At 68.7% G+C, this 15,834-nt stretch carries 17 protein-coding genes; 12 read left to right on the top strand and 5 right to left on the bottom strand.

Translation table 11 applies throughout. The annotated features are described in order from the left end of the window. Positions 1–13 precede the first annotated feature (13 nt). Positions 14–1,690, top strand: coding sequence for an MDR family MFS transporter (locus tag SACXIDRAFT_RS20915; RefSeq protein ID WP_040922309.1), 1,677 nt, complete (start codon positions 14–16; stop codon positions 1,688–1,690). Between the two features lie 79 nt (positions 1,691–1,769). Here the strand turns inward: SACXIDRAFT_RS20915 and SACXIDRAFT_RS20910 are convergent, their stop codons facing one another. Then, a complete protein-coding gene (locus SACXIDRAFT_RS20910; protein WP_006240678.1) occupies positions 1,770–2,642 on the bottom strand; it encodes an alpha/beta fold hydrolase in 873 nt (290 codons plus the stop codon). An 85-nt stretch (positions 2,643–2,727) separates the two neighbouring features. On the opposite strand from SACXIDRAFT_RS20910, the gene SACXIDRAFT_RS20905 reads away from it, so the two are divergent. The 6 genes from SACXIDRAFT_RS20905 (at position 2,728) to SACXIDRAFT_RS20880 (ending at position 7,292) form a co-directional block, all read left to right on the top strand. After that, positions 2,728–3,297 carry a CGNR zinc finger domain-containing protein gene (locus SACXIDRAFT_RS20905; RefSeq protein WP_006240677.1) on the top strand — a complete coding sequence of 190 codons (570 nt, stop codon included), beginning with the start codon at positions 2,728–2,730 and terminating at the stop codon, positions 3,295–3,297. A gap of 133 nt (positions 3,298–3,430) precedes the next feature. Next, a complete protein-coding gene (locus tag SACXIDRAFT_RS20900; protein WP_006240676.1) occupies positions 3,431–4,468 on the top strand; it encodes an RNA polymerase subunit sigma-70 in 1,038 nt (345 codons plus the stop codon). After that, a complete protein-coding gene (locus SACXIDRAFT_RS20895) occupies positions 4,465–4,704 on the top strand; it encodes a hypothetical protein (protein ID WP_006240675.1) in 240 nt (79 codons plus the stop codon). The genes SACXIDRAFT_RS20900 and SACXIDRAFT_RS20895 overlap by 4 nt, the downstream gene beginning before the upstream one ends. A gap of 72 nt (positions 4,705–4,776) precedes the next feature. Next, on the top strand, positions 4,777–5,604 hold the full coding sequence (locus SACXIDRAFT_RS20890) for an alpha/beta fold hydrolase (RefSeq protein WP_006240674.1): 828 nt from the start codon (positions 4,777–4,779) through the stop codon (positions 5,602–5,604). Between the two features lie 50 nt (positions 5,605–5,654). After that, the gene (locus SACXIDRAFT_RS20885; RefSeq protein ID WP_006240673.1) at positions 5,655–6,062 is read left to right on the top strand and encodes a hypothetical protein; all 408 of its coding nucleotides are present in this window, start codon (positions 5,655–5,657) and stop codon (positions 6,060–6,062) included. A 90-nt stretch (positions 6,063–6,152) separates the two neighbouring features. Next, the gene (locus tag SACXIDRAFT_RS20880) at positions 6,153–7,292 is read left to right on the top strand and encodes a MerR family transcriptional regulator (RefSeq protein WP_006240672.1); all 1,140 of its coding nucleotides are present in this window, start codon (positions 6,153–6,155) and stop codon (positions 7,290–7,292) included. 7 nt (positions 7,293–7,299) lie between these two features. On the opposite strand, the gene SACXIDRAFT_RS20875 is transcribed toward SACXIDRAFT_RS20880, so the two are convergent. Further along, a complete protein-coding gene (locus tag SACXIDRAFT_RS20875; RefSeq protein ID WP_006240671.1) occupies positions 7,300–8,088 on the bottom strand; it encodes an SDR family NAD(P)-dependent oxidoreductase in 789 nt (262 codons plus the stop codon). A 45-nt stretch (positions 8,089–8,133) separates the two neighbouring features. Here SACXIDRAFT_RS20875 and SACXIDRAFT_RS20870 point away from each other — a divergent pair, with 45 nt between their 5' ends. The 4 genes from SACXIDRAFT_RS20870 (at position 8,134) to SACXIDRAFT_RS20855 (ending at position 11,403) form a co-directional block, all read left to right on the top strand. Next, positions 8,134–8,622 (top strand): MarR family winged helix-turn-helix transcriptional regulator, encoded by a 489-nt coding sequence (locus tag SACXIDRAFT_RS20870; RefSeq protein WP_006240670.1) that lies wholly within the window; start codon positions 8,134–8,136, stop codon positions 8,620–8,622. Positions 8,623–8,914: 292 nt separating this feature from the next. Continuing rightward, positions 8,915–9,223, top strand: coding sequence for a hypothetical protein (locus tag SACXIDRAFT_RS20865; RefSeq protein ID WP_006240669.1), 309 nt, complete (start codon positions 8,915–8,917; stop codon positions 9,221–9,223). 6 nt (positions 9,224–9,229) lie between these two features. After that, the gene (locus SACXIDRAFT_RS20860; protein ID WP_006240668.1) at positions 9,230–10,837 is read left to right on the top strand and encodes an alpha/beta hydrolase; all 1,608 of its coding nucleotides are present in this window, start codon (positions 9,230–9,232) and stop codon (positions 10,835–10,837) included. A gap of 38 nt (positions 10,838–10,875) precedes the next feature. Further along, positions 10,876–11,403, top strand: a complete 528-nt coding sequence (locus tag SACXIDRAFT_RS20855) for a hypothetical protein (RefSeq protein ID WP_006240667.1) — start codon at positions 10,876–10,878, stop codon at positions 11,401–11,403. 134 nt (positions 11,404–11,537) lie between these two features. On the opposite strand, the gene SACXIDRAFT_RS20850 is transcribed toward SACXIDRAFT_RS20855, so the two are convergent. Next, positions 11,538–11,993 carry a winged helix-turn-helix transcriptional regulator gene (locus SACXIDRAFT_RS20850; RefSeq protein WP_006240666.1) on the bottom strand — a complete coding sequence of 152 codons (456 nt, stop codon included), beginning with the start codon at positions 11,991–11,993 and terminating at the stop codon, positions 11,538–11,540. Positions 11,994–12,071: 78 nt separating this feature from the next. On the opposite strand from SACXIDRAFT_RS20850, the gene SACXIDRAFT_RS20845 reads away from it, so the two are divergent. After that, the gene (locus SACXIDRAFT_RS20845) at positions 12,072–13,322 is read left to right on the top strand and encodes an MFS transporter (RefSeq protein ID WP_006240665.1); all 1,251 of its coding nucleotides are present in this window, start codon (positions 12,072–12,074) and stop codon (positions 13,320–13,322) included. 12 nt (positions 13,323–13,334) lie between these two features. On the opposite strand, the gene SACXIDRAFT_RS20840 is transcribed toward SACXIDRAFT_RS20845, so the two are convergent. Further along, positions 13,335–14,471 (bottom strand): S1 family peptidase, encoded by a 1,137-nt coding sequence (locus SACXIDRAFT_RS20840; RefSeq protein ID WP_006240664.1) that lies wholly within the window; start codon positions 14,469–14,471, stop codon positions 13,335–13,337. A 264-nt stretch (positions 14,472–14,735) separates the two neighbouring features. After that, positions 14,736–15,566: an aldo/keto reductase gene (locus SACXIDRAFT_RS20835; protein WP_006240663.1), complete on the bottom strand. Its 831-nt coding sequence runs from the start codon at positions 15,564–15,566 to the stop codon at positions 14,736–14,738. Positions 15,567–15,834 lie beyond the last annotated feature (268 nt).

The raw sequence follows: 15,834 nt of genomic DNA, 5'->3' as shown, positions 1-15,834 counted from the left end.
CTCCCCCACGCCGATGCCGCACCGGCAGATCCTCAAAGCCTTCACCGGACTGCTGTCCGCCCTGCTGGTCGCGATGCTCTCCTCCACGATCGTCTCCAGCGCGCTGCCCACCATCCTCGCCGACCTTCGTGGCACCCAGGGCCATTACACGTGGGTGGTCACCGCCATGTTGCTGACCTCCACCGCCACCACACCGATCTGGGGCAAGCTGTCCGACCTGTTCAGCAAGAAGGTGCTCTACCAGACCTCGATCGTGATCTTCACCGTCGGCTGTGTGCTCGGCGGATTCGCCCAGTCGATGCCGCAGCTCATCGCCTTCCGCGCGGTGCAGGGTATCGGCATGGGCGGCCTGCAAGCGCTCATCCAGGCCGTCATCGCCGCGATGATCGTGCCCCGTGATCGGGGCCGCTACGCGGGCTACATCGGCGCCACGTTCGCCGTCGCCACCGTCTCCGGGCCCCTCGTCGGTGGGCTCGTCGTGGACTCGCCGCTTGGCTGGCGCTGGTCGTTCTGGGTGTGCGTGCCCATCGCGGTGATCTCCTTCGTCCTGCTCGGCCGCACACTGAAACTGCCCGTGATCAAGCGTGAGGTGTCCATCGACTGGCTCGGCGCCACCCTCATCGTCGGGGGTGTCACGGTGCTGCTGATCTGGGTGACCCTCGCCGGCAAGGACTTCCCCTGGTGGGGTCCTCACACGGCCGGGTTCCTCGGCGCCGCAGCCGTTCTCGTGGCCGCCGCGATCGCCGTCGAAGCCCGCGTGCGGGAACCGGTCGTGCCGCTGCACCTGTTCCGCGACCGCACCTTCACCCTCGCCGTCGTCGGCTCGCTCGCCGTGGGCGTCGCGATGTTCGGCGCCACCGTGTTCCTCGTGCAGTACTTCCAGCTCGCCCGCGACTTCTCTCCCACGGCCGCGGGGCTGCTCACCCTGCCGATGGTGCTGGGCATGGTCGGCTCCTCCACCATCGTCGGCCGGATCGTCTCCAGGACCGGCCGCACCAAACCGTTTCTCGTGGCGGGTTCGCTCGCCCTGCTCACCGGACTGGCACTGCTGTCCCAGGTCGATCACGACACCAACCTCTGGTGGATGGGCGCATTCCTCGCGTTGATGGGCATCGGCGTCGGCTCGATCATGCAGAACCTGGTGCTCGCCGCGCAGAACACCGTCGGCATGAACAACGTCGGCGCCGCAACCGCCACCGTCACCTTCTTCCGCACGCTCGGCGGCGCCGCCGGTGTCTCGGCCCTCGGAGCCGTGCTCGGTATGCGCGTGACCGACCTCGTCACCGAGTCGCTGGCCGCGCGAGGTCTTCGCGTGGGCGCCGGCCTCGCGGCAGGGGGCGACCTCGACGTGGACGCCCTACCACCACCCGTGCGGGAGGTCGTCCGCGCCGCCTACGGCGACGCCACGGGAACCCTGTTCCAGGTCGCCGCGATCGCCGCCGTGGTCACCGTGATCGCCGTGGTCTTCATCCGCGAAACACCGCTGCGCGACACGCTCGACCTCGAAGAGGAGGCGCAACCGGCGCGCCCGGTCCACCGTCAGCCCTCCGTGGCCAACCCGCGTCTGACCTGCACACGGCCCGGCACCGAACACCGTGGCGCGTCCCGGCGACCGGCGCGTGCGACGCATCGCCCCGCGACCACGCACATCCCCGCCGCCCGCGACACCACGGTCGCGGATCGGATGTGACCGAGGCCGCCCGGGCGAGGATAGCGTTGCCGGGACCGGGCGGCTCAGGGACGGCGACGTCGATCTCGCGGCGAGCCCATCACGTCCAGGCGCGGTCGAGGAAGTCGGCGATCAGGGGGGCGATCTCCGGCAGGTGGGTGTCGAGGGCGAAATGGCCGGTGTCGAGCAGGTGCAACTCCGCCTCGGGCAGGTCTCGCAGGTAGGCGCGGGCTCCGGCCTCGACGAAGTAGGGGTCGTCGCGCCCCCACACGACGAGGGTCGGCGGGGTGTGCTTGCGCAGCCAGGACTGCCAGCGGCCGTAGCTTTCGATGTTGGTGTGGTAGTCGAGGAACAGGGCCCGCTGGGCGTCCTTGCGGCCTGGACCGTCCAGGAAATGCTGATCGAGAGTCCAGCCGTCCGGGGAGATCAGACCCGTGTCGCGGACTCCGGTCTCGTACTGGCTGCGGGTGCCTTCGAGAGTGAACAGGTCGCGAAGGACGCTGTCCGTGGCGGGATCTTTCGGGTTCAGGGTGAGCGCGCTGTGCGCGGCGTCCGAGAGCCCCTCCTCGTAGGCGTTGCCGTTCTGCGTGATCAGGCCCGCGATCCACTCGGGGTGGCGTTGCGCGAGACGGAATCCGACCGGCGCCCCGTAGTCGAAGACATACAGCACGAACCGGTCGAGTCCCAGCCGTTCGACGAAGCTCTCGGTGATGTCGGCGAGACGGTCGAAGGAGTACGTGAATCCCTCGGGCGCCTCGGTATGGCCGAAGCCGGGATAGTCAGGGGCAACGAGACGGTAGTGCGCGCCCAGCACGTCGATCAGGCGACGGAACTGGTGCGATCCGGAGGGAAAACCGTGCAGGAGCAACAACACCGGTGCGTCCTGGCTGTCGGGAAGCGACTCGCGGTAGAAGACGCGGACCCCTTCGACATCGACGTGGCGATGCGCGACGCGGGCGACTGACGTCACCATGGCTAACCCCTTTGATGTCTAATGATGCATTAGTCGAAGCGGGCGCAAGGCTAACAGGTAAGGCGATCCGGATACCATTAGGGGCGTGAGTGATGCGCTGCCTGTGACCGGTGAACCGCTGGCCTTGGATCTGATCAACACCCGGACGTCAGCCGGTGACCTGCTGGCCACTCCGCCAGCCCTGGGCCGCTGGCTGGCACTGGAGGCTGACCGGTTACCCGAGACACCGGAGAAGATCACCGGACGGGAGCTGGAAGCCGTGCGCGCGCTGCGCGACCACACCGCACGCGCCCTCGACCACGCCCGCCGGGGCAGGCGACCTCCCAAAGCCGACCTCGACGCACTCAACCGCCTCCAGCGGGCGGCCCCCGTCGTCAGCGAGTTGTCGTGGCAGGACGCGATGGTCACCCTGGTTCGACGGCGCCTCGGCTCACCGGGTGAGCGGCTGACGGCATGGCTCGCCGAGGCCGCCGCCGAGTTCCTGGCCCGGCCGGACGTGACCAAGGTTCGCGAGTGCGAGGCCGACGACTGCGTCCTGCTGTTCCTTCCCGCGCACCCCCGCCGCCGCTGGTGTTCGGCCGCGCGCTGCGGCAACCGCGCCCGCGTCGCCCGCCACTACCAGCGCCACAAGACCAGCGGGCCCGAGCTGTCGTGACCGGCCGTGCTGTCACCCGCCTCGTCGTGCGCCCCTGAGCCTGACCGGGTATGACGTGCACCACGTCGGCGATTCCTTCGCGCCGCCATCGCGGTCACACGGCCGACACCTGCCCGACGAAAGGTGACCAACCATGGGCGACAACGTGGAGGCACTGGTCCTCACCGCCGTGCGCGACGGCGACCGGGCCGCGTTCGGTGAACTCACCACCCGCTACCGCCACGAGCTTCGCGTGCATTGCTACCGGATGCTCGGCTCCCGCGACGACGCGGACGACATCGTGCAGGAGACCCTGCTGCGCGCGTGGCGGCGGCGATCGACCTACCAGGCCCGCTCCACGTTCCGAGCGTGGCTCTACAAGATCGCCACCAACGCCTGTCTCGACCTCATCTCCGAACGCAAGCGCTTCGCGCGGCCCTACCACTCCGAGCCGCTGGCCGGAGAGAACACCAGCCCCCCGACCGACGTGCCGTGGCTGCAACCGATTCCAGATGACCAGCTCGCCGCCGCGCCCGATGAGCCTGCCGAGACGGCCATCGCCCGCGAGACCATCGAGCTGGCGTTCCTCGTTGCCGTGCAGCGGTTGCCTGCCACCCAGCGTGCCGTGCTCATCACCCGCGACGTGCTCGGCTGGCCCGCCGCCGACACCGCCGCACTGCTCGACACCAGCGTCGCCGCGATCAAGAGTGCCTTGCAGCGCGCCAGGGCCACTCTGCGTGAGCATCTCTCGCCCGATAGGGAATCATGGACCGTCACCGCGCCCACCGGCGACGAAAGGGCTCTCCTCCGCCGCTACGTTGACGCCCACGAACGCGCCGACCTCGACGTCCTCGCGTCGCTGCTCGCCGAGGACGTGCGGCTGACCATGCCGCCGCACCCGCACTGGCTGCGGGGCCGCGACTCTCTGTTGTCGTTCACCCGCGACGTCTTCGACTCGGCCTCGGCGTGGTATCACGGGCGGTGGCGCGGTGTTGTCACCGTGGCCAACACTCAGCCAGCCGTCGCCCACTACGTCGAACACCCCAGTGCCGCCGAGACCCGGTCGCTGCGCGGCGCGTTCCGCGCGCAGGTGCTGGACGTCCTCACTGTCGAGAACGGACAGATCAAGGCCGTCACCTCGTTCGAGCCGAAGCACTTCGCCGCGTTCGGCCTGCCCCTGGTGCTGCCATGAGCCGCGGCCCGCACCGCGAACTCCTCGTGCTCGACGCGGGCGAGAGCCGCGACTACGAACCGGACGCCTGGGCGGGGCTGCTCGTGGTCGTCGCTACCGGGGAACTCGAATTGGAGACCGTTCACGGTCAGCGGCAGCGGTTCGCCCACGGCAGCGTGCTCACCCTGGCCGGGTTGCCGTTGCGCGCGTTACGCGCCTCAGCGCCGACCACGCTGATCACCGTCGGTCTCAGGTGAACCGATTCCTTTTCCGGAGCACCACCGTCACATCACCAGATACCCAAAGATACTCGAAAGGACGTTTGTGCCATGGCCGCACAAGGAAAACCCGTCACCGGCACCGTCACTTCCCGCGACGGGACGCCGATCGCGTTCGAGACCAGCGGAGAAGGTCCCGCTGTCGTGCTGGTGGCGTCCGCACTCGCCGATCGGCGCGACACCCGCAAGCTGGCGACGCTGCTGTCGGATCGCCACACCGTCGTCAACTACGACCGCCGAGGCAGAGGCGACAGCGGGGATCACGACCACCACGCCGTCGAACGCGAGATCGACGACCTCGCCGCACTCGTCAAGCATGTGGGTGGGTCGGCGGCACTGTTCGGCAGCTCGTCGGGGGCCGTGCTGGCGTTGCGGGCAGCGGGCGCCGGCATCGGCGTGACGAAACTCGCCGTGTACGAGCCGCCGTTCGTGGTGCGCCCCGACAGCGGATTCGGCCCTCCTCCTGGCTTCGCCGACCGCCTCACCGCGCTGCTGGACTCGGGCGATCGCGCGGGTGCGGTGCGGGCCTTCATGACCGAAGCGCAGGGCATGCCGTCGGCCATGGTGACGATGATGCGTCTCATCCCGGGCGTGTGGTCAACGCTGACCGGGCTCGCCCACACCCTGCCCTACGACCTGGCGGTCATGGGCGACACCCAGCAGGGCGCGCCGCTGCGTGCCGGGGACTGGGCGTCGGTGACGTGCCCGACCCTGGTGCTCACCGGCGGCAAGAGCCCCGCAGGATTCCACGACGCCGCCCGCGCGCTGGCCGCCGTGCTGCCGGACGCGGAACACCGCACCCTTCCCAAGCTCAACCACGGCGCCGTGATGCAGGCGCCGGGCAAGCTCGCCGGCCCACTGACCGAGTTCCTCCGCTGACTCCCGCGACGACGCTCCACACGGACATTCCACACAGGAAGGACACCCACATGACCACGCTGCGCGACCTCGACCGGCTCGTCGGCACCTGGACCGTCTCCGGCGGCGCCACCGGCACCGTCACCTACGCCTGGCTCGATGGCGGCCACTTCCTCGTCCAGAACATCGACCTGCACCAGAACGGGCAGCATGTGACCGGTATCGAGATCATCGGCCACCACAAACCGTTCGGAGCCGAGCAGGCCGAGGAGGACGTCACGTCCCGCTTCTACGGCCGGGACGGCGACACACTGGACTACGTGTACGACCTCGACGGTGACACGCTCACCATCTGGGGCGGCCACCGTGGTTCACCCGCGCACTACCGCGCCACTTTCGACGCGGAGGGCACCACGCTGTCCGGTGAATGGGTGTGGCCGGGCGGCTCCTACCGCGCCATCCAGACGAAGGTGAGCTGATCCGGTTTCCGCCCGGTGTTGACCTTGCCGCCGGGGCAGGCCACACGCTCGACATCACCGGGCACGGTGCCCGGGTCGAGGAGGAAACCCATGGCAACACTGAGCATCGGCGAGTTCGCCGCGGCATGCGGGCTCACGCCCAAGGCGTTGAGGCTCTACGACGAGCTGGGTCTGCTGCTCCCGGTGCGGGTAGACGCGCTCACCGGTTACCGGCATTACGACACCGCCCAGCTCGATCGGGCGCGGCTCATCGCGTGGTTGCGCGGCATCGGCATGCCGCTGGCACGCATCCGGCTCGTGTGCGATCTTCCCGCAGGCGCGGCAGGTCAGGAGATCGCCACCTACTGGAATCAGGTCGAGGCCGACCTGGCCGCACGCAGGGAGACCGTGTCGTTCCTTCTGGATCGGCTCTCCGGCGACGACGACAACTCCGTCGGGCACGCGTCCGTTCGTCTCCACAGCGCCGTGGCGCTCGACCGCGGTCTGGTCAGAACCCGCAACCAGGACGCCGCCCACGCGGCAGCGGTGCTGTTCGCCGTCGCCGACGGCTTCGGGCTGCCCGAGAACGACACCGACGATGCCGACGGCCGGGACGGTGGGCACCCGCTGCCCTCCGCCGCCGACGCGGCACTGCGCGCCCTGCGCCACGCCGCGTCGGCGGTGCCTCCCGCTCAGCTCACTACCACGCTCACCTCGGCGTTCCACTCCGCCCGCACGGCTGTGGGCGAGTTCGCGTCCTCGGAGTCCGCAGCACCGGAAGCGCCCACAGCGTCTACAGCGTCCATGTCGGACATCGGGACGACGTTGACCGCGCTGCTGTGGTCGGGCGCCGATTTCGCGATCGCGCACGTCGGCGACTCGCGGGCCTACCTGATGCGGGACGGTGAGCTGTCCCGCCTGACCCAGGACCACACCTATGTGCGGTCGCTCGTCGAGGAGGGCAGGCTCACCCCGGCCGAGGCCGAGACCCACCCCGACCGCACCCGGCTGTTGCGCGCCCTGCACGCCGAAGCCGACACCGAACCCGACCTGCACCTGCGACGCGCCAGACCGGGTGACCGCTACCTGCTGTGCACGGACGGGATCCACGCCGTCGTGCCGGGGCTGGAGGCCGTGCTCACCGAAGCCGGGCCGCAGGAGGTGGCCGAACGTCTCGTCGCCGAGGCGCGGGCGGCGGGCGCACCGGACAACCTCGCCTGCGTCGTCATCGACGTCCACGGCCTTCACTGACCGGGCGTCACAGGCCCACCTGCTCGGCCGCCCACGCCGACAGTGTCTTGCGGACCTGCTCGTCCCGCGCCTGCGGGTGCGGCTCGGCCCGATCGAACCGGTCGAAGTAGGCGCCCTTGACGTCGGCCAGCGCGCTGTCGAGAGCCAGGCGCAGCACCGGGAGGAGCCCGTCGTCCATCGTCGCCTCGGGGACGAAACCGCTGTCGCGCACCATCCGCGTCGGCATGAGATGCGCGGGGTGGAGGACGTTGGCGTGCACACCCTGGCCGCCGAGGTCGATCGTGTCCATGATCAGGGCCAGTTTGGACCGGCAATACGCCTCCACCCCGTCGTAGTCGCGAGTGAAGCCGAGGTCGTCCAGATCGATCGGCAGTTGCCCGATCGAGGCGACGTTGACGATGCGCCCCTGCGGTGCCAGCAGGGGCAGCAACCGCCGGTTGATCTGGTAGGGAGCGAGGTAGTTGCCCGCGAGGCGACGTTCGGTGCCCGCCGAGTTGACCTCACGCCTGCGGGGATCGGTACCTCCGCCGACGGCGGCGTTGTTGATGATCAGGTCGAGCCGGTCGGTCAGCGCGCCAACCGACTCGCAGAGTGCGGCCACCGACGCCGGTTCGGTGATGTCGCCGACGACGCTTTCGACGTCACCGCCCGCCGCGCACAGCGTGTCGGCGAGCAGTCCGAGCCGCCCGGCGTCACGGCCGTGCACGAGCACGCGATCTCCCCGGTGCGCGAAATACGTCGCGAGCCCCAGCCCCAGTCCGGACGTGCAGCCGGTCACGAGCACAGTCTTCTTCATGCCTTGAACGCTATCAAAGCTTTTACAGGCATCTAGGCTTGGGCGATGAGCCTGTCTCCCGAGGAGCGCCTCGGCCTCGACATCGTGTCCACCGAGCACGTGCTGATGACCGCGAAAACCGCGGCCTTGCGGCCACTCGGTCTCACGGTCGCGCAGTACGCGGCGCTGCTGACCCTGTCGCAGAACCCCGGAATCTCCGGCGCGGGACTCGCTCGCGCATGCCTTGTCACGCCCCAGGCTGCCGCTGCCGTGCTCAAGACACTGGAGGCCAAGGCTCTGGTCGAGCGGTTCACCGACGACTGGAACCTCAACGTGCGGCCTGCCCGCCTCACACCGAAGGGACTGGACCTGCTGCGCAGGGCCGACGAGGCTGCCGTCCGCATCGAGCGGGCGATCCGCGACGCGCTGTCGCCCGGCGAACGAACCGAGCTGCGTGAGCTGCTGCACCGCTGCCGCGCCGCGATCGACGGCGCCACAGCCGAGGCGGCGGCGTCGGCATCGTCCTCGGCGCCGGCGGAGGCGCCGGAACACTGAGGACACTCCAGCCGCGACACTCGCGTCGCGGTTTTCGAATTTCAAAACCAGCCCTCTGCCCCGGCGAGCATGGACAGCGTTCGCGAACCAGCTCCGCACGTCCGTGAACAACGCCTGGAGGACCCCTGCTGACCAGCGCCGATGCCACGGTGCCGGAACACCCCCGCACGTCCGCGACGACAACCGCGCGTGAACGCCGCCGCGTCCGCGTGGCCTGGGTCCCGCCGAAGTCGTCGCGACGCCGCTTCCCCCGTCGTAGCATCCCGGCAGCGAAGACGAACTGGGGTGGCGGATGAACGGCTACGGCGTCGATCTCGACAGCCTCGTGGCGACCGGCGAGCGGCTCGTGGAGATCGCCGACGCGGCACGCGAGGCGAAGGCGGCGTTCACCGGAAAAGCCGCGGCCGACGAGGGAGCCAACGCGGGTTTCACCACGACGAGCACGGCGGCGTCCCTCGCCGAGGCATGGGAGCAGCAGATCGACGACCTGTGCAAGCGCACCGCCATGGCGGGCGGGCTGCTCCAGGACAGCGCCGACGGCTACCGCGACATGGAACAGGCCGTGCTCGACACCCTTCCCCCACTGAGTTCCGCGGAGTGATGCGCCGTGGTTTCCTTCCGCGACCTGCGTGACGCCGATCCCGGTGCCCTCGACGACCTCGCCGACGCGTGGGCCAGGGTGGCCGAGGAACTCACCGCCACCGCGAGCGACATCAAAACCGCGGTCGGCGGACTCGACGGCTGGCACGGCCAGGCCGCCGACACCGCGAGAACACACTTCGAGGAGGTCCGCGCCTCCTACGACACCGCCGCCGAATACATCGAGAAGGTCCCACCGGCGCTGCGCGCGCTCTCCGATGTGATCACCGGAGCGCAGAGCACCGTCGATGACGTCATCGACACGGTCAACGCCTACGACTCCTTCTCCCTCAACGCCGACACCGGTGAGGTCACCGCCGACTCAGGAGGACTGTTCGACTGGCGCAGTGACGAGGAGAAACAACGCGACCGCAACACCGCCGAGGAGCTGACCGACACCGTCCGGTCCGTGCTGACCGCCGTCACGGAGGCGGACGAGGTGGCGACAACGGCTCTCGAACAGGCCCTGCCCTCGGCCGCAGGGCTCGACCTGCACGCCGTCGGCGACGGCAACGTGCTGAGCCCCGCCGACGTCCCCGGCGAGGACACCTCACCGCAGGACGTCAAGCGATGGTGGGACAGCCTCACCCCGATGGAGCAGGAAGCCGCCATCTACACCCACGGCGACCTCATCGGCGGGCTCGACGGCATCCCCGCCGAGGATCGCGACCGCGCCAACCGCATCCGCTTCGCCGAGGAACAGGCCGAACTCACCGCGCGGCGCGACGAGCTGGAGGAACTCGGCGACAACCGCACCAAGGACCAGGACCGCGAACTCGACGACCTCAACGACACACTGCGCGGGCTCGACGCCATCGACGAACGCCTCGACGCCGAGCCAGGCGACGGCAGACCGAGGGCCTACCTGCTCGACTTCTCCACCGAGGGCAACGGCCGTGGCATCGTCGCGCTCGGCAACCCCGACACCGCCGACAACGTCGTCACCTCCGTGCCAGGCACCGGATCGAACCTGTCCGGCATCGGCGGCGAACTCCAACGCAGCCAGCTCATCCTCGACGAGGCGGGCCGTCAGTCCCGTGACAGCGACACCGTCGCCATCACCTGGGTCGGCTACGACGCACCGCAGGACCTCGGCGAAGCCACCGACGACAGCTACGCGGACGGCGCCGCCGACGACCTGCGCGACTTCCAGGAAGGCCTGCGGGCCACCCACACCGGCGAAGACTCCCACAACACCGTCATCGGCCACAGCTACGGCTCCACCGTCGTCGGCCACTCCGCCCAGGGCGAGAGACTCGACGTTGACAACGTCGTGTTCATCGGCAGCCCCGGCGTCGGCGTGGACAACGCCTCCGAACTCGACCTCCCCGACGACGCGGGCATCTACGCCAGCACGGCCGAGAACGACATCATCAGGGGCACCCCGACGTTCATCCACGGACGCCAGCCCATCTCCGACGACTTCGGCGCGCAGGTGTTCACCTCCGACCCCGGAACCGACGGCGACTGGTACACGGGGGGATACTCCACCGAGGCACACTCGGAGTATTGGAACCAGGACTCGGCATCGCTGCGCAACATGGCGACCATCGTCGTCGGCGGCGAACCCGACTGACCGGACCAGCGGCACGAGCGCGGCGAGGAAGGACCTGCATGATCCGGAAGGCGGCGGCCATCGCCTGCTTACTGCTCGCCGCCGCCTGCGGTGGGAACGCGAACACCTCCGGAACGACGGACCCGGAAGCCACAGGGAGCGACATGCGCACGATGACCGAGGACGAGGCGGCCCAGCGCGCCGAGGAGCACATCAAGAAGGCCGTGGCCGCGTTACCGGAGAAGCCGACCTTGACGTTGTTGCGGGCGGATTCGGCCGAATGCCTCGACCCCACCGACAACGGTCCCCGAGGCCGCTACGAGGTCAGCCGCTCGTATTGGCTGGACAACCTGCCCGAGGGCCGCAACGCCGAGTTCGTGGATGCCCTCCACGAGTACTGGACCACCAGCAACTTCCGCGTCCTCACCGACAAACGCGACGGCCACGACCGGTTCGTCTCCGTGGAGAGCAACGACGACGCCTTCCGCATGTCGGTCAAGGAAAGCGTCGAGGGCGACCTGTCGCTGGGCGCGTCGTCGCCGTGTGTCTGGCCGGACGGAACCCCGCCGGACGAGGTGGACGGCTGACGTCTGTGGCGGATCGTCCGGGGTAGCCGCCGCGTTGTCCCGCCGTCGCCGAGAGCGCTCTACCAACTCCTTTTCCGCTTCGCAGGACCTTCGTCGCAGCAAGCGATCTCCCGCACCACATCAATTCCGGACGGTCAGCCTTTCCGCACAACGGCGGTCGTCTCGATGTTCGCGGTGGCACCGTGTGCGTTGGTTGGGCGCAGTTCACGGATGGGGAGCCCGCTGTCGTCTACGAGAACGGAGTGTTCCTCGCCGGGGGCGAACGCATGCCGCTCACCCCACTGCCGCAACGCCACGATGGTGGTGAAGAGGTCTCGCCCCGCGTCGGTGAGCGCGTAGAGCTGCCGACGTCCCGATGGCGCCGTCGTCCGGTCGAGAATGCCGCGTTCGACCAGACGACGGAGGCGGTCGGCGAGGATGTTGCGCGCGATCCCTGTGCGGTGCTGGAAGTCGGTGAACGATCGCGCCCCGTCCATCGCGTCACGGATGATCAGTAGGCTCCACCGTTCTCCGACGAGGTCGAGCGTGCGCGCGACCGGGCAGGTGGGGTCGGTCCAGGACACGTCGGTGCGGTCGGCCGCCGGAATCATGCCTCCTCCAGGTTGCAGATTGAAACCATTCTGCCGTAAGCTCCGATCAGTTGCAATTTGCTACCGATCGGAGCGCCGGTGATTCTCACAGTCGGCCGGAAGATGCTACTCGCGACGACCTGCTCGGTCGCCGTTGCCACGATCTACCTCGCGCAACCCGTACTCGCCGAGATCGGTCACGCACTGGGGCTCCCGGAAGCCGACCTCGGCTGGATCGTGGCTGCCGGACAGATCGGCTACCTGATCGGCCTGGCCTTTCTCGTCCCACTGGGAGATATGGTCGATCGGCGCAAGCTCATCTTCATCCACCTGCTCCTCTCCGCAGTCGGCATGCTCCTCGCCGCAGCGGCGCCTCGGCCCTGGCTCCTGATCGCCGGAATCGCCCTCGCTGGTCTGTTCGCGGTCGTGGTTCAGATCACTGTCGCGTTCGCCGCGGACCTGTCAGAGGCAGCTGATCGGGGCCGCACGCTCGGAGCCGTCACGTCCGGCGTCGTCGTCGGCATTCTCGGTGCGCGCGTCGTCGCGGGAAGTCTCACCGCGCTCTGGGGGTGGCGCAGCGTCTACGCGGCACTCGCTGTGCTGCTCTCCGCTCTTGCGCTGCTGGTGCTGACACTGCTGCCACCCGACCACCGTGCCGGGACCACGACATACGGCGGAGTGCTCAGGTCGCTCGGTCTGCTTTTCGGAGAGCGTCTGTTCCTCGTGCGAGGGCTGATCGCTTTCTTCCTGTTCGCTTCCTTCGGCACGCTGTGGAGCGGGCTGGCGCTCCCGCTCGCGGGGGAACCATGGCACTTTAACACAGCGGAGATCGGTCTCTTCGGCATCGCCGGGCTCACCGGCGCTCTCGGGGCTGCTCGAGCAGGGCGGTGGGCTGATGCCGGGCGCGCCGATCTCGTCGCGGGAAGCGCGCTCGCGCTCCTGACCGTCTCCTGGGTCGCAGTGGGACAGGCGACCTGGTCGCTCTGGTCGGTCATCGTCGGTGTGATCGTTCTCGATTTCGCGGTCCAAGCGGTGCATGTCAGCAACCAGCACCTGCTCACCTCCACATATTCACACCGGACGAGCAGCGTCATCGGTGGTTACATGATTTTTTACTCGCTCGGCTCGGCACTCGGGGCAGCCACCACCACCGCGGTGTATTCGGCGGCAGGGTGGACGGGAACCACCCTCCTGGGAGCTGCCTTCGCCTTCTGTGGGTTGCTCTGCTGGGCCGCCGGACAGCGTGCGAACACTCCGGAGAGGTTTCGCACGGTCGCCGATACCCGCTGTCACCCCGCCGGACACGACACCGGGGTGGTGCGGGACGACCCGCGACCACCCCGGCACTGATCGAACCGAACCTCAGCCTGTGATCAACCTCAGGCCGTAGGCGTTGAGCACCTCGTTGACGGGCTGGAAGTACGTGGTGCCGCCCCAGGTGCAGTTACCGGAACCACCGGAGGTCATGCCCTGGGCCTGGTTGCCCGAGATGAAGGAACCACCGGAGTCACCGGGCTCGGCGCACACGTTCGTGCGCGTCAACCCGTACACGGTGCCCTGCGGGTAACGCACCGTCTGGTTCTTCGCCTCGACCGTGCCGCAGTGCCAGCCGGTGGTGGAACCCGAACGGCAGATCGACGAGCCGACCGGGGCCTCGCTCGACCCGGACACCACGCGGGCGGAGCCGTTGTACATGTTCACCCACGGCCGCAGGGTGTCACCGGAACCGGTCCGCACGAAGGCGTAGTCGTTGCCGGGGAACGACGAGCCCGCGAAGCGGCCGGTGGGCGAGGACGTGGTGGTGCCCGTGGTGCCGCAGTGGCCCGCGGTCACGAAACCACCCTGAACCGAGAAACCGACGGAGCAACGCCCGCCACTACCCATGTAGTAGGCGTTGCCGCCGATGATGTCCATCAGCGCGCGCGGCGATTCCTTCGACTCCACGACATCGACGGCGTCGGCGTCCACGCCTGCCCTGCTCACGAACCGTTCGGCCTGCCCGGCGGTACCGGGTTTCGTGGTCACCACCACCGAGTTGGCCTCGATGTCCACGTACCAGCCGGTGACGGACTCGGGTGCCCGGCTTTCCTTCGCGTCGAGCTTTTCGGCCGCCGACTCCAGATCCGCGACGGTGTGTTCCACGAGACGTGGCGTGGCGCCTGCTTCGCGCACCTCGCTGAACTCGGCCGCGTCGGTCACGCCGACCACGAGCGTGCCGCGCTCGGCGTCGTAGTGCGCACCGGCGAAGTCGGACCCGAGCCGCTCGCTCACGGTCTCGTGGACCTCGCGGGCCTCGGCCTCGCTGCGCAGGCGCTGCTCGGCCTCCTGCTTCGTGAGCCCGAGGTCACGCTGCATGGCCTGGACCACGGGGTCGGCAGCAGTGGCCGGGACCACAGCGTCGGCGGCGGGCGCTGCCGTGGCCGGCAGGGTGAATGCCACGGCCGTTCCCGCTGCCAATGTCACGGACGCGATCAGGCGTGCCGCGTTTTTGCGATTCATCACTTTCCTCCTGGGGGCGAGGATTGCGTCGTTTTTCAACGACTGCTGGAGTATGGCGCCCCCGAAACGCCCGCACAGCCGCCCAATGGTTCGCGACGAATGGCCCCCTCTGAGCCGACGGAACCACAACGAAAGTGGGAACACGGCGTTAACCGCCCTCGACATTCTCGTGCTTCGACAATGGTCGTGAGAGCGACCGGTGAAAACAGCACTGCCCGTTCGCCGGAAAGACCGGCGAACGGGCAGTACCGGGTGAGAAACGAGTCAGGCGCCGAAGGCGTCGGGGTCTGGACCGACCCTGACACCCGTTTCCAGTGCCGTGATGGTGGCCATGTCGTCGGCCGACAGCTCGAAGTCGAACACCTCGATGTTCTGCTTGATCCGCGACGGTGTCGCCGACTTCGGGATGGTGATGTTGCCGAGCTGGACGTGCCAGCGCAGGACGATCTGCGCCGGGCTCTTGCCGTACTTGGTGGCGAGTGACGTCAGCGTCGGGTCGTCGAGCAGGCCCTTGCCCTGCCCCAGCGGGCTCCACGCCTCGGTGGCGATGCCGTGCTCGGCGTGGAACTCCCGAAGCTGCCGCTGTGGCAGGTTCGGGTGCAGCTCGATCTGGTTCAGTGCCGGCACCACGTCGGTCTCGTCGAGGAGCCTGCGCAGGTGCGGGATCTGGAAGTTCGACACGCCGATGGCCTTGGCGCGACCCTCCTCGTGCAGGCGCTGCATGGCCTTCCACGTCTCGACATAGGCGTCCTTCGACGGCACCGGCCAGTGGATCAGGTAAAGGTCGATGTAGTCGAGACCGAGCCGGGCCATGCTCTCGTCGAAGGCCGCCAGCGTGCTGCCGTATCCCTGGTGGTCATTCCACAGCTTGGTGGTCACGAACAGGTCCTCGCGCGCGAGATCGGACTCGGCGATGGCCCTGCCGACACCCTCCTCGTTGCCGTAGATCGCGGCGGTGTCGATGCTGCGGTAACCGGCCCGCAGCGCCTCCGAGACCAGCCCGGTGACCTCGCCGGGTGAAACCTGGAAGACGCCGTAACCGAGCTGCGGCATCGTGGCGCCGGTGTTCAAGGTGATGTTCGGAACGTGTGTCATGAGGTCGCTCGCGTCCTTACCCTGTCGTGTTCGCGGTGGCCATCGGGCGGCCACACCGTGTGCGTGCGCCGGTGAAACGATTCAGCCATCTCTCCGGGTCCACGATAAGTGACTTCACCCGGACAGCTCGCGAACACGGCGGGCGAGTCGAGGTCACCTGCCGTCACCGCCGCTGGAAACGTGCGGACACGGTTGCACCAAGCGGAGGACACCCGCACGTGGCTGTCCTGGTTTACCGAGCTTGAAGAGGGTATGCGGGCAGGGGAAA

The sequence above is a fragment of the Saccharomonospora xinjiangensis XJ-54 genome (assembly GCF_000258175.1).
GTDB lineage: Bacteria > Actinomycetota > Actinomycetes > Mycobacteriales > Pseudonocardiaceae > Saccharomonospora > Saccharomonospora xinjiangensis.
The sequence above is the reverse complement of the archived record's forward strand: the minus strand, read 5'-3'. Positions and strand labels throughout refer to the sequence as shown.